General features: G+C 60.8%; 25 protein-coding genes, 1 pseudogene and 1 riboswitch. Of the genes and pseudogenes, 2 read left to right on the plus strand and 24 right to left on the minus strand.

Features of this window, described 5'->3' with window-relative positions:
* Positions 1 to 42: 42 nt before the first annotated feature.
* From ribH to ald, 20 genes are all read right to left on the minus strand, one after another.
* Positions 43 to 513: a 6,7-dimethyl-8-ribityllumazine synthase gene (ribH, locus tag GT019_RS01980; protein WP_161740648.1), complete on the minus strand. Its 471-nt coding sequence runs from the start codon at positions 511 to 513 to the stop codon at positions 43 to 45.
* A gap of 51 nt (positions 514 to 564) precedes the next feature.
* Positions 565 to 1,824 (minus strand): bifunctional 3,4-dihydroxy-2-butanone-4-phosphate synthase/GTP cyclohydrolase II, encoded by a 1,260-nt coding sequence (locus tag GT019_RS01985; RefSeq protein WP_161740650.1) that lies wholly within the window; start codon positions 1,822 to 1,824, stop codon positions 565 to 567.
* 142 nt (positions 1,825 to 1,966) lie between these two features.
* Positions 1,967 to 2,647, minus strand: coding sequence for a riboflavin synthase (gene ribE, locus GT019_RS01990; RefSeq protein WP_161740651.1), 681 nt, complete (start codon positions 2,645 to 2,647; stop codon positions 1,967 to 1,969).
* A gap of 48 nt (positions 2,648 to 2,695) precedes the next feature.
* Positions 2,696 to 3,820: a bifunctional diaminohydroxyphosphoribosylaminopyrimidine deaminase/5-amino-6-(5-phosphoribosylamino)uracil reductase RibD gene (ribD, locus tag GT019_RS01995; RefSeq protein WP_161741471.1), complete on the minus strand. Its 1,125-nt coding sequence runs from the start codon at positions 3,818 to 3,820 to the stop codon at positions 2,696 to 2,698.
* Between the two features lie 161 nt (positions 3,821 to 3,981).
* Positions 3,982 to 4,187: riboswitch (FMN riboswitch) on the minus strand.
* A gap of 268 nt (positions 4,188 to 4,455) precedes the next feature.
* A complete protein-coding gene (locus GT019_RS02000) occupies positions 4,456 to 4,890 on the minus strand; it encodes a peptidylprolyl isomerase (protein ID WP_161740654.1) in 435 nt (144 codons plus the stop codon).
* A gap of 212 nt (positions 4,891 to 5,102) precedes the next feature.
* Positions 5,103 to 6,431 (minus strand): diaminopimelate decarboxylase, encoded by a 1,329-nt coding sequence (lysA, locus tag GT019_RS02005; protein ID WP_161740656.1) that lies wholly within the window; start codon positions 6,429 to 6,431, stop codon positions 5,103 to 5,105.
* 133 nt (positions 6,432 to 6,564) lie between these two features.
* On the minus strand, positions 6,565 to 8,433 hold the full coding sequence (locus tag GT019_RS02010) for a spore germination protein (protein ID WP_235946597.1): 1,869 nt from the start codon (positions 8,431 to 8,433) through the stop codon (positions 6,565 to 6,567).
* 35 nt (positions 8,434 to 8,468) lie between these two features.
* A complete protein-coding gene (locus GT019_RS02015; protein ID WP_161740658.1) occupies positions 8,469 to 8,906 on the minus strand; it encodes a stage V sporulation protein AB in 438 nt (145 codons plus the stop codon).
* Positions 8,899 to 9,582, minus strand: coding sequence for a stage V sporulation protein AA (locus tag GT019_RS02020; RefSeq protein WP_161740660.1), 684 nt, complete (start codon positions 9,580 to 9,582; stop codon positions 8,899 to 8,901). Before GT019_RS02020 ends, GT019_RS02015 begins: the two co-directional genes overlap by 8 nt.
* A gap of 138 nt (positions 9,583 to 9,720) precedes the next feature.
* Positions 9,721 to 10,476 carry an RNA polymerase sporulation sigma factor SigF gene (gene sigF / locus GT019_RS02025; protein ID WP_161740662.1) on the minus strand — a complete coding sequence of 252 codons (756 nt, stop codon included), beginning with the start codon at positions 10,474 to 10,476 and terminating at the stop codon, positions 9,721 to 9,723.
* A 20-nt stretch (positions 10,477 to 10,496) separates the two neighbouring features.
* Positions 10,497 to 10,943, minus strand: coding sequence for an anti-sigma F factor (spoIIAB, locus tag GT019_RS02030; RefSeq protein ID WP_161740664.1), 447 nt, complete (start codon positions 10,941 to 10,943; stop codon positions 10,497 to 10,499).
* Positions 10,940 to 11,293 (minus strand): anti-sigma F factor antagonist, encoded by a 354-nt coding sequence (spoIIAA, locus tag GT019_RS02035; protein ID WP_161740666.1) that lies wholly within the window; start codon positions 11,291 to 11,293, stop codon positions 10,940 to 10,942. The genes spoIIAB and spoIIAA overlap by 4 nt, the downstream gene beginning before the upstream one ends.
* Positions 11,294 to 11,491: 198 nt before the next feature.
* Complete coding sequence (locus GT019_RS02040) at positions 11,492 to 12,679, minus strand: D-alanyl-D-alanine carboxypeptidase family protein (RefSeq protein WP_161740668.1); 1,188 nt, start codon at positions 12,677 to 12,679, stop codon at positions 11,492 to 11,494.
* 171 nt (positions 12,680 to 12,850) lie between these two features.
* Positions 12,851 to 14,179 (minus strand): pyrimidine-nucleoside phosphorylase, encoded by a 1,329-nt coding sequence (locus tag GT019_RS02045; protein WP_161740670.1) that lies wholly within the window; start codon positions 14,177 to 14,179, stop codon positions 12,851 to 12,853.
* Positions 14,180 to 14,226: 47 nt separating this feature from the next.
* Positions 14,227 to 14,403 (minus strand): aspartyl-phosphate phosphatase Spo0E family protein, encoded by a 177-nt coding sequence (locus tag GT019_RS02050; protein WP_161740672.1) that lies wholly within the window; start codon positions 14,401 to 14,403, stop codon positions 14,227 to 14,229.
* Positions 14,404 to 14,520: 117 nt separating this feature from the next.
* Positions 14,521 to 15,345 carry a purine-nucleoside phosphorylase gene (locus tag GT019_RS02055; RefSeq protein ID WP_407945053.1) on the minus strand — a complete coding sequence of 275 codons (825 nt, stop codon included), beginning with the start codon at positions 15,343 to 15,345 and terminating at the stop codon, positions 14,521 to 14,523.
* A 72-nt stretch (positions 15,346 to 15,417) separates the two neighbouring features.
* Positions 15,418 to 16,593, minus strand: a complete 1,176-nt coding sequence (locus GT019_RS02060; RefSeq protein WP_161740674.1) for a phosphopentomutase — start codon at positions 16,591 to 16,593, stop codon at positions 15,418 to 15,420.
* Between the two features lie 36 nt (positions 16,594 to 16,629).
* Entirely contained in the window at positions 16,630 to 17,529 is a 900-nt protein-coding gene (gene xerD / locus GT019_RS02065; protein WP_161740676.1) for a site-specific tyrosine recombinase XerD, read from the minus strand.
* Positions 17,530 to 17,651: 122 nt separating this feature from the next.
* On the minus strand, positions 17,652 to 17,888 hold the full coding sequence (locus GT019_RS02070) for a DUF4227 family protein (protein WP_161740678.1): 237 nt from the start codon (positions 17,886 to 17,888) through the stop codon (positions 17,652 to 17,654).
* Positions 17,889 to 18,032: 144 nt separating this feature from the next.
* Positions 18,033 to 19,175: an alanine dehydrogenase gene (gene ald / locus GT019_RS02075; protein ID WP_161741474.1), complete on the minus strand. Its 1,143-nt coding sequence runs from the start codon at positions 19,173 to 19,175 to the stop codon at positions 18,033 to 18,035.
* A gap of 218 nt (positions 19,176 to 19,393) precedes the next feature.
* Between ald and GT019_RS02080 the strand changes: the two genes are divergently transcribed.
* A complete protein-coding gene (locus tag GT019_RS02080; RefSeq protein WP_328803903.1) occupies positions 19,394 to 20,689 on the plus strand; it encodes a S8 family peptidase in 1,296 nt (431 codons plus the stop codon).
* Positions 20,690 to 20,922: 233 nt separating this feature from the next.
* Here GT019_RS02080 and fur read toward each other — a convergent pair whose 3' ends face one another.
* From fur to GT019_RS02100, 4 genes are all read right to left on the minus strand, one after another.
* Complete coding sequence (gene fur, locus GT019_RS02085) at positions 20,923 to 21,390, minus strand: ferric iron uptake transcriptional regulator (protein ID WP_161740682.1); 468 nt, start codon at positions 21,388 to 21,390, stop codon at positions 20,923 to 20,925.
* Positions 21,391 to 21,479: 89 nt separating this feature from the next.
* Positions 21,480 to 22,133, minus strand: a complete 654-nt coding sequence (gene spoIIM, locus GT019_RS02090; protein ID WP_161740684.1) for a stage II sporulation protein M — start codon at positions 22,131 to 22,133, stop codon at positions 21,480 to 21,482.
* Between the two features lie 70 nt (positions 22,134 to 22,203).
* Complete coding sequence (locus tag GT019_RS02095; protein WP_161740686.1) at positions 22,204 to 23,418, minus strand: endonuclease Q family protein; 1,215 nt, start codon at positions 23,416 to 23,418, stop codon at positions 22,204 to 22,206.
* Positions 23,419 to 23,976: an NUDIX hydrolase gene (locus tag GT019_RS02100; RefSeq protein WP_407945054.1), complete on the minus strand. Its 558-nt coding sequence runs from the start codon at positions 23,974 to 23,976 to the stop codon at positions 23,419 to 23,421. It abuts the gene before it with no gap.
* 94 nt (positions 23,977 to 24,070) lie between these two features.
* Here GT019_RS02100 and mciZ point away from each other — a divergent pair.
* A pseudogene (gene mciZ, locus GT019_RS31705) lies at positions 24,071 to 24,163 on the plus strand (Z-ring formation inhibitor MciZ); the annotation flags it as partial.
* Positions 24,164 to 24,257: the final 94 nt, after the last annotated feature.

Genomic DNA, 24,257 nt, shown 5'->3' on the forward strand with positions numbered 1-24,257 from the left:
GCGCCCACTCCTACACAGGTGATTGAAATTGCCTACGTCCGTTTAGCCTTGCAGCACTTTCGTCAGGTTGGCCATCTCGATGGCGGTAACGGCCGCTTCCCAGCCCTTGTTGCCGGCTTTCGTGCCCGCGCGCTCGATCGCCTGTTCGATCGAATCGACCGTCAGCACGCCGAACACGGTCGGCACGCCGGTTTTCAATCCGACGGACGCGACGCCTTTGGCCGCTTCGTTGCATACGTAGTCGAAGTGCGGCGTGGATCCCCGGATAACGGCGCCAAGCGTGATCACGGCGTCGTATTTGCCGCTCTCGGCCATTTTTTGCGCGATCAGCGGAATTTCGAACGCGCCCGGTACCCAGGCGATATCCACTTCGTTGTCTTCCGCGCCGTGGCGTTTGAAGGCGTCAAGCGCGCCTCCGAGCAGCTTGCTGGAAATGAATTCGTTGAAACGTCCTACCACGACACCGTATTTAAACCCCTCGGAAATTAAATGTCCTTCGAATACGTTCGGCATGTTCAGTCATCCTCTCTGATTTAACCCGCTCTAAGCTGGGATAGTAAACTGTTAAATGTTGTTTTGCATATCGTCAAATTTAAGCATATGGCCCAATTTGTCTTTCTTCGTGTGCAGGTACAGGTCGTTGTCCGCGTTGGCGTCCATTTGAATCGGCACCCGCTCCACCACTTCGAGGCCGTAGCCTTCCAGTCCGCGGATCTTGCGGGGATTGTTCGTCAGCAGCCGCATTTGGCGGATGCCGAGGTCTTTCAGGATCTGCGCGCCGATGCCGTAATCGCGAAGATCCGGGGCGAAGCCAAGTTTAATATTCGCGTCCACGGTGTCCAAACCCTGCTCCTGCAGCTGATAAGCCTTCAATTTATTGATCAGCCCGATGCCCCGGCCTTCCTGGCGCATGTACAGCAGCACGCCGCCGCCGGCCTCGTCGATCTGGCGAAGCGCCGCTTCGAGCTGAGGACCGCAATCGCAGCGGTGGGAGTGGAACACGTCGCCGGTCAAGCATTCGGAATGCACGCGCACGAGGGTCGGTTTCGAAGGATCGATCTCGCCCTTCACGAGCGCGACATGCTCCTTGTTGTCGACTTCGTTCGTGTAGGCCACTGCCCGGAAGACGCCGAAATCGGTCGGCAGCTTCACTTCGACGACCCGTTCCACCAGATTTTCCTTCTCGTTGCGGTAATGAATCAACGACTCGATGGAAATCAGCTTCAAATCATGCTTCGCCTTGAATTCGATCAGATCCGGCAGGCGCGCCATGGAGCCGTCTTCCTTGATGATCTCGCAGATGACGCCGGCGGGCTCGGAGCCGCACATGCGGGCGAGATCGATCGCCGCTTCCGTATGGCCGGCCCGGCGAAGGACGCCGCCCTTCTTCGCGATGAGCGGGAAAATATGGCCCGGCCGGCGGAAATCGTCCGCCTTCGTATTCGGATCGATCAGCGCCTTGACGCTGAGCGAACGTTCGTAAGCCGAGATGCCCGTCGAGGTCGACGCATGGTCGACAGACACGGTGAACGCGGTGCCGTGGTAATCGGTGTTGCGCTGCACCATCGGCGGAAGATCAAGTTCCTCCGCGCGCTCCTGCGTAATCGGCACGCAGACGAGGCCGCGCGCTTGCGTGATCATGAAATTGATGACTTCCGGCGTCGCCTTGCTCGCGAGCGCGATCAGGTCGCCTTCGTTCTCGCGGTCTTCATCGTCGACGACGATGATCGGTTTTCCGAGAATCAGATCGTATATGGCTTCTTCGATGGTATTGAATACCGGCCGTTCGTCCGGCAAGTTCCTGGCTCCCAGTTGGTTGCTCATCGCTTTTTCGCTCCTTTTGTAGGCGTGCTTGACTGCCTTTTATGTCTCTCGATCATACGGGTCGGCCGCCGATCGGCGGCGCGCCGCGTTTCGTTCATTGCCGGATGCCGGTCCAGACGGCTCGCGGACCGTTTCCCGAACGTCAGAAAAAACCGTTGTCCGCCAGAAACGCTGCGGTAATCTTGCTGCTGCCGTCCGGTTTGCCCGTTCGGCCGCCTTCGTCCCCGCCGCCTTTGAAATGAAGCAGGTGATCGACGTATTTGCCGAGCACGTCGCACTCCACGTTGATGGCCGCGCCCGCGCCTTTGTGCTGCAGCGCCGTCTCCTTCAACGTGTGCGGGATGATGGAGACTGTGAAGCTGTTCCGGTCGGCCAGCGCCACGGTGAGGCTGATGCCGTCCAGCGTGACGGAGCCTTGCGGAATGACGTAACGCATCAGCTTCTCGTCATGCGGCCGGATCGTGAAGACGACGGCGTTGGCGTCGCTGCCGCGCGAGACGATGTCGGCGGTGCCGTCGACATGCCCCTGCACGATATGGCCGCCGAAGCGCCCGCCTGCTTGCATCGCCCGCTCCAGATTGAGCGGTTCGCCGGCGCGAACGTCCTTCAAGGTGGAATGACGGTACGTCTGCGGCATCACGTCGACCGTAAACGAGCGGCTGTCGTATTCCGTTACGGTCAAGCAAACGCCGTTCACGGAAATGCTGTCGCCGATAGCGACGTCCTTCAACACGCGATCGGCCCCGATGACGAGCAGCATCGCTTCGCCTTGTTTAAACGACCGCTTCAACGTGCCGACTTCTTCGATAAGCCCGGTAAACATGAGTAGGTCCTCCTCTCCTCCCGAATGAATGGCTTGCCGCCATCCCCTTTATGCTCCGCTTGTGCGGTCGCCTGCCCCGTACTCGGGATAAGCGCTCAGGAAGATGTCGGCGCCGATCCGTTCCACCTGAACGTCCCGGAACGGAACGGCATGCGCCATCTTCTCGAAGCCCTCGAACTGGAATACCCCGGGAGCGGCTTGGCCGCCGATGACTTTGGGGGCTACGAACAACAGCAGCTTGTCGATCAAGCCGAGCTCCAGCATGGCGCCGTTCAGCTTGCCGCCGCCTTCGAGCAGGATCGATCCGATCTCCCGCTCGCCGAGCTTGCGCATGGCGATCGCCAGATCCACGCGTTTTCCGTCGCCGCAATCGACGACTTCCGCGCCGGCCGCCTGCAACGCGGCGCGCTTGCCGGGATCGGCGCCCTCCACCGTCAGCACGATGACGGGCACCGAGAGATCCTGCAGCATGCGGGCTTCGAGCGGGAGGCGAAGCCTGGAATCCACGACGATGCGCACGGGATGAACGGCCGGAACGGACAAGCGCGTCGTCAGCTCCGGGTCGTCGATCAACGCCGTCTCGGCGCCGATCATGATACCCATATGCCGGTGCCGGAGCGTGTGCACCATCTCTCTGGCCTGCGGCCCGCTGACGTAACGGCTGTCGCCCGTCTTCGCGGCCAGCTTGCCGTCCAGCGTCATCGCCGATTTCATCGTGACGAACGGCAACCGCGTGACGATGAACTTGTTGAACATCTCGTTCATCAGCAGCGATTCGCGCTCCAGCAAGCCCACCGAGACTTCAATGCCCGCCTCGCGAAGCCGTGCGATGCCGCGGCCGGCGACCTGAGGATTCGGATCCGTGCAGGCCACCACGACGCGCGCGACCTTCGCTTCGATCAGCCGCTCGCAGCACGGAGGCGTTCGCCCGTGGTGGCTGCAGGGCTCGAGCGTGACGTATGCCGTCGCCCCTTCGGCCTCGTCTCCGGCCATCCGCAGCGCGTGAACCTCCGCATGGCCTTCGCCGCGGCGCAGATGCGCGCCGAGCCCGACGATGCGGCCGTCCCGGACGACGACGCAGCCGACCACGGGATTGATGTCGGTCTGCCCCTGCGCCTTGGAAGCCATATCGAGCGCTAGGCGCATATACGTTTCGTCGTTCAATACATCCATACTCGACATAACAAAAATCACCCCTCGGCTCGTATCGCCAACGGGGTGATCGGAATGAACAGGTTAAAAGGTCGCGTTCGAAGACACATTCAAACAAACTCGGCTTCCTTGTGAAAAAATGAACAAGGTTGGCGAGACATGAAAAAATGGAATTCACGTGCCTTTTCCTTCTCCCATCCAGACTGTACTGTCGGTCCCGGATTTGCACCAGGTCCACCGTCAAGCAGCCGAGCGGTCCCAGGAGGGATTCGCACGCTTGCGAGCCGGGTCACGGACTGACAAAGGATAGCCGCCGGATAACGCTCAAATCGACTGCTTGCCTCTGATCACCGCCGGTTGGGAATTTCACCCTACCCCGAAGGAAAATCGTAAATACGTTTGTGGAAATGTTACCACTTCACTATCGAAAATGCAACCTGTTTTGTTGGAATAAATGTCGAATGCGCTGCCAAAGGCCGCCGCTCCAACAAAAAACGCGGTAGGCGAATAACTCCGCCATGCCATCGATATTCGCCGTTCGATCCTTTGCGGTTCGATCCTTTGCGGTTCGGCCACGATTGCAGGCATGTCCTGGAAAATAGAAAAGGTTACCCATCATGGGCAACCTTAATGATGCAGATGTACGAATTTTAGTTCTACTCGTCCCAGACCGTAACTTCTTTCATCTGGTCGCCCGGCTTCATTGCATCGACGTGCTCCATGCCTTGGGTCACCTTACCGAACACGGTATGTACGCCGTCCAAGTGCGGTTGCGGCTGGTACACGATAAAGAACTGGGAACCACCCGTATTTTTACCAGCGTGGGCCATGGACAGCGCGCCTCTTGAATGCTTGCTGGTGTTCGTTGCCGTCTCGCAGTCGATGGTGTACCCTGGTCCGCCGGTACCGTTTCCGTTTGGATCTCCGCCTTGAGCTACGAAGCCCGGGATAATGCGGTGGAATTTAAGACCGTTGTAGAAGCCTTCGTTTGCCAGCTTTTCGAAGTTTGCTACCGTGTTCGGCGCTTCTTCCGGAAGGAAATCGATAAGCACCTCTGCGCCGTTTTCAAGCGTGATCTTACCCTTTTTCATCTTAGCCACCTGCACTTTTATTGAATTCGACGACCGGAGAGTTTGCGATCTCCGGCCCTCGTTTAATCTCTACATTTTCCTCTATGTCAATCTGCTTGTCAAATATTCAAGTGCAGCATGTCATCGATCCTGGCCATAGCGCAGCAATCCTCTTGTTCGTCACTCGAATCGCCCTGCCTTTCTTCCACGGCGGGGATCGCTAGTCGAAACCGTTATTTAACCGCCGACGTTTGCAACCGCGCCGGAATGACGTCGTTGCCGACGATATCGTCGAGCGATTCCCGTTTGACGGCGACGTCCGCCGAGCCGTCCTTGACGAAGACGACGGCCGGACGGCGAATGCGGTTGTAATTGCTCGCCATCGCATAATTGTACGCGCCCGTGCAGAAGACGGCAAGCAGGTCGCCGCTGCTGGCTTTCGGAAGCTCCAAATCGATGATCAATTTATCGCCGCTTTCGCAGCATTTGCCCGCTACGGTAACGGTTTCTTCGAGCGCGTCGTTCGCGCGGTTGGCCAGTACCGCCTCGTATCTGGATTCGTACAAAGCCGGACGAGGGTTGTCCGTCATGCCGCCGTCGACCGCGATGTATTTGCGCACGCCCGGAATGTCTTTGCTTGTCCCGACGGTGTACAGCGTCGTGCCGGCGTCGCCGACCATGCTGCGGCCCGGCTCGACCCAGATCTCGGGCAGCGGATAGCCGGCCGCGGAGAAATTCGTTTTGATGGCGTCGGTGATGGCTTTCACGTATTGCGCGATAGGAAGCGGCGTGTCGCCCTCCACGTACCGGATGCCGAAGCCTCCGCCGAGGTTGATGACGCGGAACGTCACGTCCAGCTCGCTCTTGACCTGCATGGCGAAGCCGGCCACTTTGGCGGCTGCCATCGCGAAGCCTTCGACTTCGAAAATTTGCGAGCCGATGTGCGAGTGCACGCCGAGCAATTCCAGGTTCGGTTGGGCGGACGCTTCTTGGATCGCCTTGTACGCCGTGCCGTTGCCGAGGTCGAAGCCGAACTTGGAGTCGGTTTGACCCGTGGAAATATAATCATGCGTATGCGCTTCTACCCCCGGCGTGATGCGCAGCAGGATGTTGACCCGCTTGCCTTTGTCGGCCGCGAGGGCATTCAGCAGATACAGCTCGTTGAAATTGTCGACGACGAAGCAGCCGATGTTGGCGTCGAGCGCCATGTTGATCTCGTCCGGCGTCTTGTTGTTGCCGTGGAAATGAATGCGCGCAGCCGGGAAGCCCGCTTTCAGCGCCGTGTACAGTTCGCCGTCGGATACGACGTCGAGCGACAGGCCTTCTTGTTCCGCGATGGAGCACATCGCCATGACGCTGAACGCTTTGCTCGCGTAGGCGACTTGGAATTTCAAGCCGGACGCGCGGAACGATTCCACGTATTCGCGGGCTCTCTGGCGCACGAGCGCCTCGTCCACGATGTATAGCGGCGTGCCGAACTGCTTCGCCAATTCCGTCGTGTCCACGCCGCCGATTTCCAAATGTCCTTGCGAGTTAACTTTGCTGGTACCGTGTAAGTACATCCGTTTCCCCTCCGCTTTCTCCATCAAAAATTACCCAATCGTGTTGTTTGCACCATTTAACATCAGTATAGCGCATTCGGTTCCCCGCCGAAATGGATAATTCCACATTTCATTTGCATTTTTCTCGAAGGGGCTACCGCGATTCCTCGCCGTTCGGCATTCTGTCCCGCTGCTGCGGCTTCAGATAATTCGGGCGTTTGCGGTTCTGCAGGACCGGCGTCCGGAGGAGAATGCTCAGCATGCCCTTGAGATCGAACGGGATGAGCGGCCACATGTACGGGCGGTTGAACGACCGCTCCATGCAGAGCAGGATGAAGAAGGCCGTCGTCGCGATCACGAATCCCTCCACCTTGAACGAGGCGACCGCGACGATGAGCACGAGCCGAATGATCCGGTTCGCCAGGCCGAGCTCGTAGCTCGGCGTTGCGAACATGCCGATCGCCGCGACCGCCATGTACAGAACGACCTCGTTCACGAACAGCCCGGTCTTCACTGCAATGTCCCCGATCAGGATGGCGGCGATGAGCGACATCGCGGTCGCGAGCGGCGTCGGCGTGTGGATGGCCGCCATGCGCAGCAGATCGACCCCGATCTCGGCGATCAGGAACTGGGCGACCATCGGCAGGCGGCCGGCTTTCTGCGCGCCGATGAAGTCGAGCGCCGGCGGCTTCAGCTCCGGCTTCAGCGTGAAGAGGAACCAGAGCGGCAGCAGAAACAGCGACGCGGCCATTCCTATGAACCGCACCCACCGCAAATAGGTGCCGATGAACGGCGTCTGGCGGTTCTCCTCCGCATGCTGCAGCAGGTCGAAGTAGGTCGTCGGCAAAATCATGACGCTCGGCGTCGTATCCACGAAGACGGCGATGTTGCCTTCCATGAGGTGGACGGCGACGGTATCGGGCCGCTCCGAATAACGGACGAGCGGAAACGGATTCCAACCCCGCTTCACCGTCGCTTCCTCCAGCTGCTTGTCGGCCAGCGGCAGGCCGTCGATCTTCACTTCCTTGATTTTGTCACGGATGGATTCGAGCATCTCCCTGTCGACGATGTCGTCGATGTACGCGATGCAGATATCCGTCTGCGTGCGCTCCCCGACCCTCAGGATCTCGTACCGAAGATGCTTGTCCCGCAGCCGCCGGCGCACGAGCGTGACGTTGACGAGCATCGTCTCCACGAATCCGTCGCGCGCGCCCCGGACGACCCGTTCGAGCGTCGGTTCCTCGGGGTTGCGGGCCGGAAAAGCCTTGGCGTCGATCAGGAGCACCTTGGCTTCGCCCTCCACGTACATCGCCGTGCCGCCGGAGAGCACGTTCGTCATCATATTGTCCCAGTTCTCTTCCTCCACGACCTGGATCGCGGGCACGTACAGCCGGAAAAAATCATGGAACGACGCAGTGCGGAAATCTTCGGCATCGAGATACGTCAGCCGTTTGAGCACCTCGGTCAGAATCGTGTCCTTGGCGAAGCCGTTGAAGAAAAACAGCGCCACGCGGCGGTCGCCGAACGTCATCTCGCGCAGGACGATGTCGAAGCTGGTCTTGTAGCCGATCTCTTCCTCCAGCCTGTCCTTGAACCCCTCCAGCGTATCCGGAATCGGAGCAGGCTTGTGCTCCTCCGTCCCCGGCCTCCGGTGGCCGATGATCGGACGGTGCTCGGCACCCGGATCAAGGGGCGCATGATCCGCCGGAGCCGTCGCGGCCTCCGCGCCCGTCGAACCCGCTGCGGCCGCCGAACGGGATCCGTTTGCGGCAAATCTGCCGTCTGCTGCGATAGGATCCGCAACGGCCTCGCCTTCCGCCTGATCCGCCGGGGCATCGTTCTCGCCCGCACTCGATGCGATCGAACCTGATTCGCGCGCATTCGTCCCCATTCCGCTCGGACCGCCTTCGTCCTCCCGGACTTCGACCTTGAAGTCCTCCTCGTTCCCATGCCAAAATACATGCACCGGCTTCTTGAATTCCGTTGTCCCTCGTTCCTTGTCGCCATGCTCGTTATCTCGCATCTATAGCCCCTCTTTCTTCGTCATCGTCCCTGCTTCTACGGGTCCATGTATTGAAACACCAGCCAATCGAACAACGAGCCCGTCACTTTGCCGATGACCATGGCGACCACGAGCGTGACGAGATAGCGGCTGAGCCTGACCCGCTTCGCCAAGATCGGCAGCACGTTCATGACCTCCGTCAGCGCGGCGCCGAGCATGCCGACGAAGATGCCGTCGAACGTGCCGATGACGATCATGGCGGCGATCTTCGGCAGCCACAGCCGCCACTCGAGGAAATCCGCCAGCGACCAGAATACCGCGCCGCTGACGACGGCCGTCTCGAACCAGATGGACTTGCGATACGCAAATGCCAGCTGCGCCAGCCTCGGAATGATATCCAGCACGATAAGAAGCGCCGCCAGCGCGCTGCCGACGCCCAAGCCGCCCGCAAAGCCCAGCAGCGCCAAGAACGACCCGGCCGCGATGTTAACCATCGTCTATGCCCGTTTCTCCGCGGTTCCGCTTCGGATGCGCGGCGGCGGCTTCGCCCGGCTCGTTCTTCTTGCGCATCTCGTCGGCGATGACGTAGGCGTTGACGTTCTCCTCGTACATGTAAAGCTCCACTTCAAGCGGATTGGGCTCCTCGTTGAACCGTTTCCGGAACAAATGGTTGAAAAAAACGAGCATGCCGATTCCGATGCCGAGGGAATACGGCACCTGAAACCAAAGCGGATGCTCCGTTTTCTTGCCGGTGACGAGCTCCGTGATCCGCTCGTGCACCTCCTTCATGCTGACGTCGGTGTGGAAGTTCATGATCGCGAGCCCGGATCCGAAGAACAGCAGCAGCCACGTGACGAACAGCACGATTTTGCGCGGCTCTCGCGGCGCGTCGGCGACGATGACGAGCACCTGCGGATCCCCGTAGGCGTCGATGACGGCTCCCGGCGCTTCCTCCCGGATCGAACGGACGATCTGCAGCAGGTCGATTACGACGCGATTGCCGTCCTTCAACGAATGACGGTGCAGCGCGAGCGACTCCAGCCTCGCTTCGAGTACGGGATCGCTTGCGAACAAACGGGCGGCCTGCCCGAGCGTTACGATGCCCTCGGGCCGGATGCCGATCCTCTTGCGCAGGCGCAGATACACGCTCGGCGGCATGTCGGGATTCATCGCGCACTCCTCCTTATCGTCATGATCTCCCTGTTAGTATGAGATAAGGCGACGTAGGATAATCAGAGCAAACAAAGCAAAAAAAGCCAATTGCCCCGGCCGGGCAATCGGCTTTTCGCTAGCGCGGTTATGTCGCGTTCATTGCGCGATCTGGTCGCGGATGAGCTGCAAAATCTTTTTCTCCAGCCGCGATACCTGCACCTGGGAGATGCCGAGGCGGGCAGCCACCTCGGACTGCGTCTGGTCGCGGTAGTAGCGGAGGAAGACGATGAGCCGCTCGCGTTCCGACAGCCCGCCGATCGCTTCGTTCAGCGCGAGCTTGTCGAACCAGCGCTCCTGCGAATCGTCCGCGATCTGATCCATCAGCGTGATGGGATCGCCGTCGTTCTCGAAGACCGTCTCGTGAATGGAAGTAGGCGGCTTGTTCGCTTCCTGCGCGAACACGACGTCCTCTGGGGTGATTCCGAGCCGTTCGGCGACCTCCTTGATCGTCGGCAGGCGTCCCAGCACCTTCGACAGCTCGTCCTTCGTCTTGCGCACCTTGTTGGCCGTCTCCTTCAGGGAGCGGCTGACCTTGAGCGTGCCGTCGTCGCGGAGGAAGCGCTGAATCTCGCCGATGATCATCGGCACCGCATAGGTGGAGAATTTGACCTCGTAGGACAGATCGAACTTATCGACCGACTTCAACAGGCCGATGCAGCCGATTTGGAACAAGTCCTCCGGCTCGTAGCCGCGTCCCATGAAACGCTGCACGACGGACCAGACGAGACGAATGTTGCACTGCACCAACGTATCGCGCGCCAGCGTATCCCCGGCTTGGCTCAAAGCGATCAGCCGCTTCACCTCGGAATCATCCAAATATGGCTGCGCCGTTTGTTTCATATCGACATCCATGCGGTCCAACCCCTATGCGCCTAATTGAAAAGCGCTTTTTTCGATTCAATGCGCTTCGTCATCGCGATGGCTGTCCCGTTGCCCGGCTCGCTCGATACGTCGAAGCCATCCATGAAGTTCTCCATGATCGTAAATCCCATGCCGGAACGTTCCATCTCCGGCTTGGAGGTATACAACGGCTGGCGGGCGAGATCGAGATCTTCGATGCCCTTGCCGTTGTCCTTCACGATCAGCCGCACGACGTCGCCTTCGATCAGGCCTTCGATCGTGACCTTGCCGTTCGGATCGCCGTCGTAGCCGTGTATGATCGCGTTGGTGACCGCTTCGGAGATCGCCGTCTTCAGATCGTTCAGCTCCTCGAGCGTCGGATCCAGCTGCGAAACGAACGCCGCGACCGCGACGCGGGCAAACGCCTCGTTCTCCGACCTGGCGGAGAAGGTAAGTGTCATCTCATTTCTCTCGTTCATGAAACGACCTCCAGACTCGTGAGCGCAAGCCGCTCGTTATCGTGAATCGGCAATATTTTGAACAAGCCCGACAATTCGAACAGCCGGTAAACGCTCTGGTTCACGTCGCACACGACCATTTTCCCGCCTCTGGCCTTCAGCTGCTTGTAGCGGCCGAGAATGACGCCGAGACCGGAGCTGTCCATGAACAGCAGCTCCTTCAGGCTGAGAATGACGTGGTCGCTGTTGCCGCGAAGAATCGCTTCCTCCATTTTGAACCGGACGACATCGGCGGTATGATGATCCAGCTCGCCGCGCAGCCTGACGATAAGCACGTTTCGGTAATGCTCCAACTCGACCTGCAAGCTCATCCTCTCGTTCACTCCTATGCTCAAATTTGCGGAGCACGAGCCAATCCCGAACCCCTTGCCCGGCGATCGCTTTCGTGTTGAAGGAGGATTCTACGCCGCGCCCTTCGTTTCCTGCCCCCCGACAAAACTAGAAGCAGAGCGCTAAAGGCAGACAAATTGCGCGCCGCATCGCGCGGATTGCGCCGCGTTCGGGCAAGCTTAGCCGAACAGGCTGCCCATGGAGCGCTTGAACAAGGTCCACCAGCCCGCGCGGTCGATGGATGCCGGCGCGTCGACGGCGAATTCCGTCAAGACCTGGTCGCCTTGGAACACGACCAGCTTGCCGATCGGCTGGTTGACCGTTACCGGCGCCTTCAGCGGGTTCAGCTTCAGCTCGTAGCGGATATCCTTCACGGAGCTGCCCTTCTTCAGCAGCACGCTGTAGGAATGCTTCGCGGTCAGGGCCAGCTCGGGCACCATGCCCTTCTCGACCTTCACGCTGCCCATCGCGTCGCCTTTCTTGAAGATCGTGTGATTCATATATTGCGCGAACGAATAGTCGAGCATCTGGGACACCTCGGCGTTGCGCGTCTTCGTGTTCGGCTCGCCCATGACGACGGCGATCACGCGCAGGTTGTCCCTGTGCGCCGTGGCCGTCAAGCAGAATTTCGCCTCGCTCGTAAAGCCGGTCTTCAAACCGTCCGCGCCCGTATAGAACCGGACCAGCTTGTTCGTGTTGACGAGCCAAAACGGCTTCTCGCTCGATTTGCGCAGATAATCCTGGTACACGCCGGTATATTTCGTGATCTCGCTATGCTTCAGCAGCTCTCTCGACATGACGGCGATATCATGCGCGGACGAATAATGCTCCGCCGCGGGAAGGCCGTTGCAGTTCGCGAAATGGGTGTTCTTGAGCCCCAGCTCCGCCGCGCGCTTGTTCATCATGTCGACGAAAGCCGACTCCGTGCCGGCGATCTTCTCCGCCATGGCGACCGAGGCGTCGTTGCCCGATGCCATCGCGATGCCCTTCAGCATCTCGTCGACGGTCATCTGCTCGCCCGGCTCCAGGAAAATCTGCGAGCCGCCCATCGAGGCGGCGTACTCGCTCGTCGGTACTTTGTCCGTCAGCTTGATGCGTCCTTCGTCGATGGCTTCCATGATGAGCAGCATCGTCATGACCTTCGTGATGCTGGCCGGCGGCAGCTTCGCATGGCTGTTCTTCTCGTAAATGATCGTTCCGCTGTCCGCGTCCATCAGAATGGACGAACGCGCGGACGGCGCCAAATCGGCCGCGCCCGCGCTTTGCGGGGCTTGCCCCTTCTCCTCCGCCCAGGCAGATACAGGTACGGAAAGCGCTAATATCATCGTCAATCCGGCGACGACGAGCTGTTTCAAGTTGTTTTTCATCGAAGTTCTCCTCCTGAGTGGTGCCCGCGGCAAAGCAAGTCCGCAAAACGGCTAAAATCTCATTCCTAGTGTGCACCGTTCAGGAGTAAAATATTCCAATTCTACCAGCAAAAAAAGAAAGGCACCCGATGAAAACCGGATGCCTTTCGCGTGATCTGGAACCGCTTTGTTTTAAAAGCGCGTCACGCCTTGTTCCGTCACGATGGACAACAGCAGCGGCGACGGCGCGAGCTGCTCCTCGCCGATGGCGTACGCCTCCTGCACCCGCTTTAGAACGGTCTGAACGGCGGCGTTGTCTTCCCGCACGTGGAGCAGCGCGAGCGTCTCGCCTTCGCGGACGGTCTCGCCGACCTTGCGCTGCAGCGTGATCCCGACCGCATGGTCGATGACGGAGTCCTTCGTCTCCCGGCCGGCGCCGAGCAGCATGGCCGCCAGGCCAAGCTCCTCCGCCTGGATGGCGTGCACGCAGCCGCTCTTCGGAGCGGGCACTTCCACGAGAAGCGGGGCTTGCGGCAGCAGGGCCGGATCATCCCCGACCGCGGGATCGGCCCCCTGCGCGGCCACGAACTGCTTGAACTTGGCGAGCGCCTCGCCGGAGCGCAGCTTCTCGCGAAGCAGCGCTTCCGCTTCTTCCAGATCGCCGGCTTGTCCGCCGAGGACGACCATATGCGAAGCCAGCGCGATGCACAGCGCCGTCAGATCGGCCGGACCGCGGCCATGAAGCGTCTCGATCGCTTCGCGGACCTCCAGCGCGTTGCCGATGGCGAATCCGAGCGGCTGATCCATGTCGCTGATGAGCGCCGCCGTCCGCCGGCCGACCTGCGTGCCGATGTCGACCATCGCCTGGGCAAGCTTCTCGGAGTCGTCCAGCGTCTTCATGAACGCGCCGCTGCCGGTCTTCACGTCCAGCACGATGGCGTCCGCGCCGGCAGCGATCTTCTTGCTCATGACGGAGCTCGCGATGAGCGGAATGGATTCCACCGTCGCGGTCACGTCCCGCAGCGCGTAAAGCTTCTTGTCGGCCGGCGCCATATTGCCGCTCTGGCCGATGATCGCGACGCCGATGCCGTTGACCTGCGCGATGAAATCCTCGCGCGTCAGCTCCGTCCGGAAACCTGGCATCGATTCCATCTTATCGATCGTGCCGCCGGTGTGCCCGAGTCCCCTGCCGGACATCTTGGCGACGGGAACCCCGCAGGACGCGACGAGCGGACCGATGATCAGGCTCGTCTTGTCGCCGACGCCGCCGGTGCTGTGCTTGTCCACTTTAATGCCCCGGATGGGGGACAGATCGACCTGATCACCGGATTCGGCCATCGCCGTCGTCAGGGAGGCGGTTTCTTCCGCGCTCATGCCTTGAAAAAAAACGGCCATTGCCCAGGCGGACATTTGGTAGTCCGGAATTTCCCCGCGGCTATAGCCTGTTATAAGAAACGACAGCTCTTCGTTCGTCAATGCGCCGCCGTTCCGTTTCTTATGAATAATGTCGACCGCTCGCAAGTCTGATAACCTCCACTGCTTTGACCAGGATGCGCGTTTCGAGGCGTTCAGCCTTGAGCCGATCCCGGATTCCGCTTTTTTTCCCGCTGCGCTTTCACGATCAGCTGGTCGAGCGTCTGGCTGAGCAGCAGAACGTCGCGATTCAAAAAGGATCCCTTTCCCATTGCGGCGGAAACCATCTGCCCGCGCAGACGCTCAAGTAAATGATAGCTATGCTTGTCCATGAAAAAAATTCCCCACTTTTTGAAAGATGGTGTATTGATATCACGGACATTATACGACGATGAATCAAGAAAGAATGTCACAATGCGTCGAGCCCTTTGTTACATTTCTGTTACAGCCTATATCAAAGGAATCAGGCCCTTGACGAGACCAAGGAACCGGGATTTCACGCGTTCTGTCGTTTCCATGACTTCATTATGGGACAGCGGCTGATCCAATATACCCGAGGCCATGTTGCTTATACAGGAAATTCCAATAACTTCCATGCCGGAATGATTCGCCGCGATGACCTCGGAGACCGTCGACATCCCGACAGCATCCGCTCCAAGCACGCGCATCATGCGGATTTCCGCTGGCGTCTCGTAGGACGGGCCAAGCACGGCGATGTAGACGCCTTCCTGCAGCGAGAAGCCCTGTTCCTTGGCCACGCCCGCCGCCACTTCGCGCAGCCGCTTGCTGTACGGCTGCGACATGTCGGGAAACCGTACGCCGAGCTCCTCGTCGTTCGGGCCCACGAGCGGATTATGGCCCTGGAAATTGATATGGTCGGCGATCAGCATTAAGTCTCCCGGACTGTAATTCGTATTGACCCCGCCCGCCGCATTCGTGACGACCAGCTTGGAGGCGCCGATCGCTTTCATGACGCGCACGGGAAACGCGGTCAAGTCGGGACCGTAGCCCTCGTACATATGGAACCGCCCGCGCATGAGCACGACGGGACGTCCGGCCAGCGTGCCGATCATTAATTCCCCCGCATGGCCTTCGACCGTCGAGATCGGAAAATGCGGGATATCCGCGTATGGAATTACGACCGCGTTCTCGATATGGTCCCCGAGAATGCCGAGACCCGAACCCATGATCAAGCCGATCTCCGGCTTGATGCCTGTTTTCCCCAGAATGTAATCGGCCGCTTCGCGGACTTGCGCTGCCTTCAACATGTTCATATCCTGTTCCTCCTTATTGGTTCTTGCCGGCCTTGCCGCCCGGCGATGGAAGCTGCCGCGTCTCCCTCGCCGCTAGTGCAGCTCGCCGAGGAAAGACGTGCCGTTGGCGGGACGCTTCACGCCGAAATTGTCGGCGATCGTGGCGGCGACGTCCGCAAAGGTGGCGCGGACGCCGAGCGAGCCCGGCTTCGCGAGCGCCGGGCCGAACGCGAGCAGCGGCACGTACTCGCGCGTATGGTCGGTGCCTGCGTATGTAGGATCGTTGCCGTGATCGGCCGTCACGATCAGCAGATCGCGCTCGCCGAGCCGGCGTTCCAATTTGGGCAAGGCGCGGTCGAATTCCTCCAGCGCGCCGGCATAGCCCTGCGGATCGCGCCGATGGCCGAACAGCGAATCGAAATCGACCAGATTCGTGAACAGCATGCCGCGAAACGGCTTGTCCAGCGTTTCCAGCGTCTTGGCGATGCCGTCCGCGTTGCTCTTCGTCGGCAGCGCCGCCGTGATGCCTTCGCCGCAGAAGATATCGTTGATCTTGCCGACGGCGATCACGTCGAATCCGCCGTCCTGCAGCGCGTTCAGCACGGTCGGCTCCGGCGGTTTGACGGCGTAATCGTGCCGGTTCGGCGTCCGCTTGAAGGCGCCGGGCTTGCCGACGAAAGGCCGCGCGATGACCCGGCCGACCGCGAAGCGCTCGTCCATCGTCAGCTCGCGCGCGATCTCGCAGGCACGGTACAGCTCTTCCAGCGGAATCAGCTCTTCGTTCGCGGCGATCTGGAACACGCTGTCGGCGGACGTGTAGACGATCCATTTGCCCGTCTTCAGCTGCTCCTCGCCGAGCTCGTCCATAATCTCCGTGCCGCTCGCGGATTTGTTGCCGAGCACGCCGCGGCCGGTCCGCCGCTCGAACGCTTCGATCAGCTCCGCCGGGAATCCGTCCGTGAACGTTTGGAACGGAACGGCGATTTTTAGCCCCGCGATCTCCCAATGTCCGGTCATCGTGTCTTTGCCCGAAGAAACCTCGGCCATCTTCCCGTAATAAGCGGCCGGTTCGCTCTCGGGCCTCCAGCTGCCCAGGCGCTCGATCCGGTCGAGCCCCCAGCGCCGCATGTTCGGCAAATCCAAGGCGGGCACTTTCTCCAAGATATGTCCCAACGTGTGGGAATTCGCATCGCCGAAAGCCGGCGCATCGGGCAGTTCGCCGATGCCGACGCTGTCGAGCACGATAACGCCAATTCGATCAAAACGCATAGGTTCACTCCATTCTTGTCTCGTTGTTGCGGCCGTTCACGGATTGCGCTTGGCGCGCGGATGGGCTTGATGGTACACGTCCTTGATGCGCGACTTGGCCTGCTGCACATATAGCTGCGTCGTCTGCAGATCGGCGTGTCCCATCATCTCCTGCACGGACCGGAGATCCGCGCCGTTCTGCAGCAGATGCGATGCGAACGCGTGGCGCAGCGAATGAGGCGTCAAGCCGCTCCCGATGCCGGCTTCCCGCGCCGTCCGCTTCAGGATCTTCCAGAAGCCCTGGCGCGTCATGCGGCTTCCCTGCAGATTGAGAAAGAGGGCTTGTCCGCCGTCCTTCGCCAGCTTGGGGCGGACCCGTTCCAAATATGCGGCCACTGCTTCGGCCGCCGCGCCGCCAAGCGGTATGATCCGTTCCTGTTCCTTCGCGTTGATGCAGCGAATGAAGCCCAGCGTCAGCTGGACATGTTCAAGATCCAATGAAATAAGTTCGGAAACCCGCATGCCCGTCGCGTAGAGCACTTCCAGCATCGCGGTATCGCGCACGCCCGCGTCGGTCGCCCGATCGGGAGCCGTCAGCAGCCGATCGACTTCTTCCGTCGCCAGCGCCTGCGGCTGGCGCTTCTCCAGCTTGGGCGCCTCCAAATGCAGCGCCGGGTTGGACGACACCGCGCCGCCGGCGAGCAAATAATGAAAAAAGGCGCGGACGGATACCATTTGCCTGGAGATGGTCGCGGCCGCCCGCCCCTGCTGCTTCAATTGACGGAAATACAGCGACAGGTGGTGCTTCTGCACGTCCTCCGCGCGGCCGATTCCTTCGCCCGCCAGATAGCCGAGCACCTGCAGCAAATCCCGTTCATACGATTGAAGGGTATACGGGGAACGTTTGCGCTCCCCCTCCCGCAGCGAGCCGATAAAAGACTTCACATGCTCATTCATAAGCGTTCCTTTCCGGGATATCCGGGCAGTCGTCCATCCTCATGCTCTACTTCCACGACCGGCCGTCGATTTCCTGCAAAAGGCGCCGATTTTGTCGAATCCGGACGCTCGCGCGAGCGCGATTATTCGCCGTACCAGTAAAACAGCCGCAGCCGCTCGGCGATGCTGCCGTTCTCCCCCTGCTGTTGATCGCCCGCCTTGAATACCTTCAGCGCTTGGCCCTGCGGCACGCGGTACGGATCGTCCGGCGCGATCCAGACCGCGAGCAGCCTGCAGCCGCCGTACATCGTGATCGTGAAGAAGCAGAGCAGCAGCACGAACAGCAGCCGCCGCATCCAACTGCGCACCGATACCACCATCGGTCAGCGTCCCCTCTCATAAGAAAACGGACATCGGCCGCGGCATGCGCGAACAGGCCGAGGTTGTCCTTACAACACCTTATGAGCGTGGCGGCGGATTCATGCCTGGGCGGATGCCCGTTGCGAAAGATCGCGGGCGGCCGCCTAATTCAGCTTTTCGAACGGAATGCTTTGCAGCAGCTGTTCCAGGCCGACATGGGGCATGCCGACCGACTCGGCTACCTGCGGATGCGTGATTCGGCCCTTATAGGTGTTGACGCCTTTGCGAAGCGCTTCATGATGGCGAACCGCTTCTTCGAGGCCTTTGCCCGCCAGTTCCAGCGCGTACGGCATCGTGACGTTCGTCAGCGCGAGCGTCGACGTCCGCGGCACGGCCCCAGGCATGTTCGCCACCGCGTAATGCAGCACGCCATGCTTCTCGTATACGGGATCCTTGTGCGTCGTCACGCGGTCGATCGTGGCGATCGTCCCGCCCTGATCCACGGCCACGTCGACGATGACGGCGCCTTTCTTCATCGTTTTGACCATGTCCTCCGTCACGAGATGCGGCGCGCGGGCGCCCGGGATAAGGACGGCGCCGATCAAGAGATCCGCCTTCTTCACGGCGTTCGCGATGTTGTACGCATTGGACATGAGCGTCCGGATCCGGCCTCCGAACAGCTCGTCGAGATAACGCATCCGTTCGGCGCTGCGTTCCAGGATCACGACGCTCGCGCCCATCCCGAGCGCGATTCTCGCCGCGTTCGTGCCGACGATGCCTCCGCCAAGTATGATCACCTCTGCCGGAGGAACGCCCGGCACCCCGCCGAGCAGGATGCCGCGGCCGCCGTAGAACGCCTCCAGAAACTGCGATCCGACCTGCACGGCCATCCGCCCGGCGACCTCGCTCATCGGCGTCAGCAGCGGGAGACTGCCGTTCGCCGCTTGGATCGTCTCGTACGCGACCCCCGACACGCGCGCATCGAGGAGCGCCTTCGTCAATTCCGGCGCGGCGGCAAGATGCAGATAAGTGAACAGCAGCAGCCCTTCGCGAAAAAAGCCGAATTCCTCGGGCAGCGGCTCCTTCACCTTCATAATCATGTCCGCGCGCGCCCAGACGTCCTTGGCCTCGCCGACGATAACCGCGCCTTCGTCCGCGTAAGCGTCGTCCGCGAAGCTGCTCCCGCTTCCGGCGCCGCTCTGCACGACGACTTCATGGCCGGCCGCCTTCAGCATCGCTGCCCCGGCGGGCGTAAGCGCGACGCGATATTCGCTTGCTTTGATCTCTTTCGGCACGCCGATGATCATATGCATCTCCCTCTCCTGTTCTCCATGCTCCATCATATACAGGCGGCGGACGGGTTGACAGTCCTCGCTGATACGATTTCCTCGGCTGACATAAAATATGTACCCGCTCAGGCGGATGCCCAAGCCCCCGTGCGGATGTCTCCATACACTGCAGTAACGGCTCCGCTCATCTTCGCCCGAGTTTGCCCATTGCTAAAGGAGGAACAGCCTTGCCTAAGGTGGAGAAGCTGCTGCTCAGCTGCTCGACGGCCCGATCATCCACGCACACGTCGCGAAAGCTGATCAGCTTCAAGCGGCGTGACCACTACGTGAAATGCCTCAACCAGCTGGCCAATTTCGGCATCAAACCGGTGAAAAGCATCCGGCGCGGCCGGGTTATCGTCTGCCATGTCGACAGCCGCCGCGCCGATAAGCTGCAAACGCTCGCCCGTCATCCCGACGTCAGCTACGTCGAGCCGGATTTCAAGGTGCATGCGCACGGCTTCGTTCCGGGCCCCGGCGCGAAGACCGGCGGCGGGCGGACGCGTACCCGCAGCAGCAAACCCTCACTGCCGTACCTGAAACGAGATCTTCGCCCCAAAACCAATAAAGCTTCGATCCATTCGGAATCCACTTCCAGTTCTGCGCCCTGGAACATCAAGCAGGTGCAGGCCCATAGCGTATGGTCCGCGTCGCGCGGAAGCGGCGTAGGCATCGGCATCATCGACACGGGCATCGGCAAAAACGCCGATTTGTACGTGTCCGGCGGCGTCAACACGATGGGCGGTTCCTCGTACGCCGACGACAACGGCCACGGCACGCATGTCGCGGGCATCGCGGCCGGGCTCGGCAAGAACGGCATGCAGCCGGGCGTCGCGCCAAGCGCCAAGCTGTATGCCGTCAAGGCGCTCGACGCCAGCGGCGCCGGCTACGTCTCCGATCTCATCAAGGGCATCGAATGGTGCATCAAGAAGAAAATCCCGGTCATCAACATGAGCCTCGGCCTCGAGGGCGAAACGAGCTCCGCCTTGAAAGAAGCGGTGCAGCGCGCGCGGAAAAAAGGCATCGTCGTCGTCGCGTCGGCCGGCAACAGCGGACCCTCGAACACGGGCAGCATCGACCAGCCGGCGCGCTACTCCGATACCATTGCCGTAGCCGCCTCCACGCAAGGAGGCAGGATCGCCGATTACAGCAGCCGGGGATCCGGCATCGACGTGACCGCGCCCGGCAGCTTCATCAAGTCGACGAAGCCCGGCGGCGGCTACGAGATCATGTCCGGCACCAGCATGTCTTGTCCGCATGTCGCCGGCGGCGCGGCGCTCTTGAAATCGCTGCAGCCGAGCCTTACGCCGTACGGCATCAAGAAGCGGCTGCGCGCGACGGCGAAGAAGATCTCCGGCTCCAGCAGCCGTTCGCAGGGCTACGGCCTCGCGCAGTTCTTCGATGCCGCCGGCAGCGTCGGCGACGGCGGCGAGACCGAAGCCGCGAGCAAGCGGGGCGGCAGCCGGAAAAGCCGTCGCCGCCGCAAGAAATAACGGCGGGCGACGGCAGTCTCGAAGGCATCGAAGGCGGAGGCATAGCAGCCGTCCGATGCTCGCCGGGGGGCCCGCGCTTAGCCGCCCGAGGTTGCCGCTGCGCCGCGCCCGAGTACACGTCCCAAGCGCAGCGGCGACAAGCTCCTTCCGCTGCGGAAAGGTCGAACCGGGCAACAAAAAACTCCCTTTACAGCGGCGCGCAGTCCAAGGACCGTGCACCCTGCGGAAGGGAGTTATTGTTGTTCCGGTTTGGCCAGGTTGTTCTTCGCCCGGCAGTTTTTGCATACGCCCTGGAAATCAAGGCGGTGATCCAAAACCGTAAAGCCGTATTCCTGCTCCAAACGTTCCTCAAGCGGTCCAAGCCAATCCTCTAATATTTCGCTCATCGTGCCGCATTGCACGCAGATGAGATGATGGTGATGATGTTTGTTATTATCAGTCCGCAGGTCGTACCGCGCCACGCCGTCTCCGAAATTCAGCTTCTCCACGACATGTAATTCGCTTAGCAGCTCCAGCGTCCGGTAAACGGTAGCCAGTCCGATCTCGGGCGCTTTATCCTTCACGAGCATGAACACGTCTTCGGCGCTCAGATGATCCTCTTCGTTCTCCAATAACACGCGAACTGTAGCTTCCCGCTGCGGAGTAAGCTTGTACCCCTGCGACTGCAGCTGCTGCTTGATTTTATCAATCCGGGATTCCATGGCTTTCCCCCTCGCAACTCGACTTCGGCCGGAACCGGTGTGGTTTCAGCTTTAATTATAGGTGCTTCCATCGAGGAAAGTCAATTATTTTAGAATGATTCCAATTCACCGCGAACGCCGCTCACGAGCGGGACCGCCCATTTCAGAAGGATCGGCGTCAAATACGACTCCACCAGCGCAGCGCCGACCAATAGGATCAGCATGAAGGCGGCCGTCGCCGTGAACGACAGCAGCGGGCGGCCAAGCGGGCCGAAGCGGCCGAACAAGCGGCTTTTGACGACATGGACGGCGAAGGTGACCGCGGAGACGCTGGCGATCAGAAAAGCCGGCACGGCGATCAGATTGACGGGGGCCACGGAAGCCAGCGCGAACAGCAGCCCTTTCCATGCGAACTCCCGCACGAGCATGCCGATCGCGAAGCCGACGAGCACGCCTTTCAGAAAATCGAGCGCCAGCACGAACGGCATGCCCACGACGGTCAGCCCCAGCACCCAGACGAGCAGCAGCCATTTGGCCTGGAACCATGCCCGGTCCATGAAAGCGGCGCCGCCCTGCTCCGTCGTGCCGTTCTGAATATGCAAAATGAACTGCCCGATGTCGTCGGACAGGTCCTGCTGCTGGCCCAGCGTCAGCGCATTGATCATCAGCGCGCCGAACACGACGCCGACGACAAAAAGCACGAAAACGAAAACGTAAAGCGACAATTGATCCTTCACGGACGATTGCAGCGCGGATGTTCGCATGGCACACTCCTCCAAACCGGGTTGGTACAGTGTATGTCCAAGCTTCCCGCGCTATGACGGTCAAGCGGCGCTAGCCGCCTTGAACGACCTTGCCGTACTTGCCGCCACCGCCTGCCTGCAGGCGAAGGGCGCCGAGACGGGCGGAGGCGATCATGGCCGCCGCGGGTTCGCCGGCGGTCGCGGCGAGATCGGCTTCCGGCGCGTCGTGCAGGATGTTCATTTCGGTGCCGAAGCGCTCGAGCAGCTTGTCCAGCGTCTTTCGGCCGATCCCGGGAACGAATTCAAGCGGCACCTGGTAGACGTAGCGCGGCCGGTCGTCCGGCACGACAGGCGTCCCGCGTCCCGCTTGCTCCGCCAGCTCCATGATCCGGTCCAGCACGCCGCGGACCTGCTTCGGGCTGCCGCATTGGGCGCAGCGCTCGCCGTCCTCCCTCGCTTCGGCGAGCGAGCCGCAGTTCAGGCAGTAGGTCCGGTGGTATTTCCCCAGCACCGGATTGAGTCCGTAATTGGCCGTGATCTCCCGTCCTTCGGCGCCGCGAAGCGCAAGCGCGAGCTCCCGAAAGGAAGGCTCCGCCAGCTTCAGCTCGTTGTATTCGCGGCCGATCTTGGCCAGCGAATGGGCATCGGAATTGGTTAAGTACGGATAACCGTCGAGATCCGGAATGAAGCCCGCCATCCGGCTGTCCGCGCTCAGGCCAAGCTCGACGGCATCCACCATGCCGGGATCCAGCGTATCGGCAAGCCGGTCGGAGCAGCTGCCGAACAGGCTCTTGTGCGGCGTGAAGACATGGGCGGGCACGAACAAGCCGCCTCTCCCCTTGACCTCGGCTTGCAGCTCCCGGCTCGGCACGTACAGCCGCTGCGAGCTGAGCTGGACGTTGCGCATATGCTTCGAGAGCCACTGCGTGAAGTCCCGCATCGCGGCGAGATCCGGCAGATAGGCCAGGTGATGCGCCGTGCCGAACCCGGCATCCCTGACCTCGATCTCCGCGCCGAGCAGGATGACGGTATCCCGGTAGCGGATGCCTCCGCCGTCGGCTTCCGTCATTTCGCCATTCTGCAGCAGCTGCTCGATGTCCCGCTGCACGCCCGGGGAGTGGCAGTCGATGACGCCGAGCAGGCGGATGCCTTTGCGGACGGCCGCTTCATGCGCGATATTCCGGAAGGTCAGATCGCGGCTGCCGCTGATCTTCACCGACTCCCCCCGCTCCGTGCGGCCGATATGCAGGTGAAGGTCCGCGAATACCCGCTTCGGCTCGGCTGCTCCGGCGGCTTGGCCGCTCATTTAAATCTCTCCCGTCAGCCGGTAAACCTGCCAGGCGTATACCGCCAGTATCGTCTTCGCGTCGCCGATGCGCTCTTCCCGGATATACTGCTGCGCCTGCTCGAACGTGATCGCTTCCACGGCCAGGAATTCGTCGTCGTCGGGCGCGCTTTCGCCTTTCGTCAGCTCCTCGGCGATGTACAGATACAACTTCTCGTCCGCGAAGCCCGGCGACGTATAGAAGGCGCTCAGCGGACGCAGCCTGCCCGCGCGGTAGCCGGTTTCTTCCTCCAGCTCGCGCGCCGCCGCCGTCATCGGGTCTTCTCCGGCGTCCAGCTTGCCGGCCGGGATCTCGATCTGAAATTTCTCCATCGGCTTGCGATACTGCTCGACGACCAGCATCTTGCCGTCGATCAGCGCCAAAACCGCCGCGGCGCCGGGATGGCGGACGATCTCGCGCGTCGCCGTGCCTCCGTTCGGCAACTGGATCGTATCCACCTGCAGCGATATGATTTTGCCTTGAAAAATCGGTTCGGACTTTACGGTTACTTCCTGGAATTGTTCGGTTTTCTCCAGCACGTTCCATCTCTCCTCGGATATCGGTTGGCGGCCAAGCATAACTTGTCCCGCTGCGGCATATTCTCTAACAGATTAGCAAAAGGGGTGCGGGATGATGAAGCAATATATCGTGAACGGCCAATTGACGCTCGTGGGCAAGGCTTGGGAAATCAGGCATCAGCTGAAGCTGCTCAGCAAATCCGGCACGAAATTCACCGCCGCGCACGGCCGTCCGGCGCATACGCTGAGCGAATATTTGCAATCCTCCGTCCGCCCGACCTGATGCCCGCGCCAGGCGCGGC

It is taken from the genome of Paenibacillus glycinis (assembly GCF_009909185.1).
In the GTDB taxonomy this organism is placed as follows: domain Bacteria; phylum Bacillota; class Bacilli; order Paenibacillales; family Paenibacillaceae; genus Paenibacillus_Z; species Paenibacillus_Z glycinis.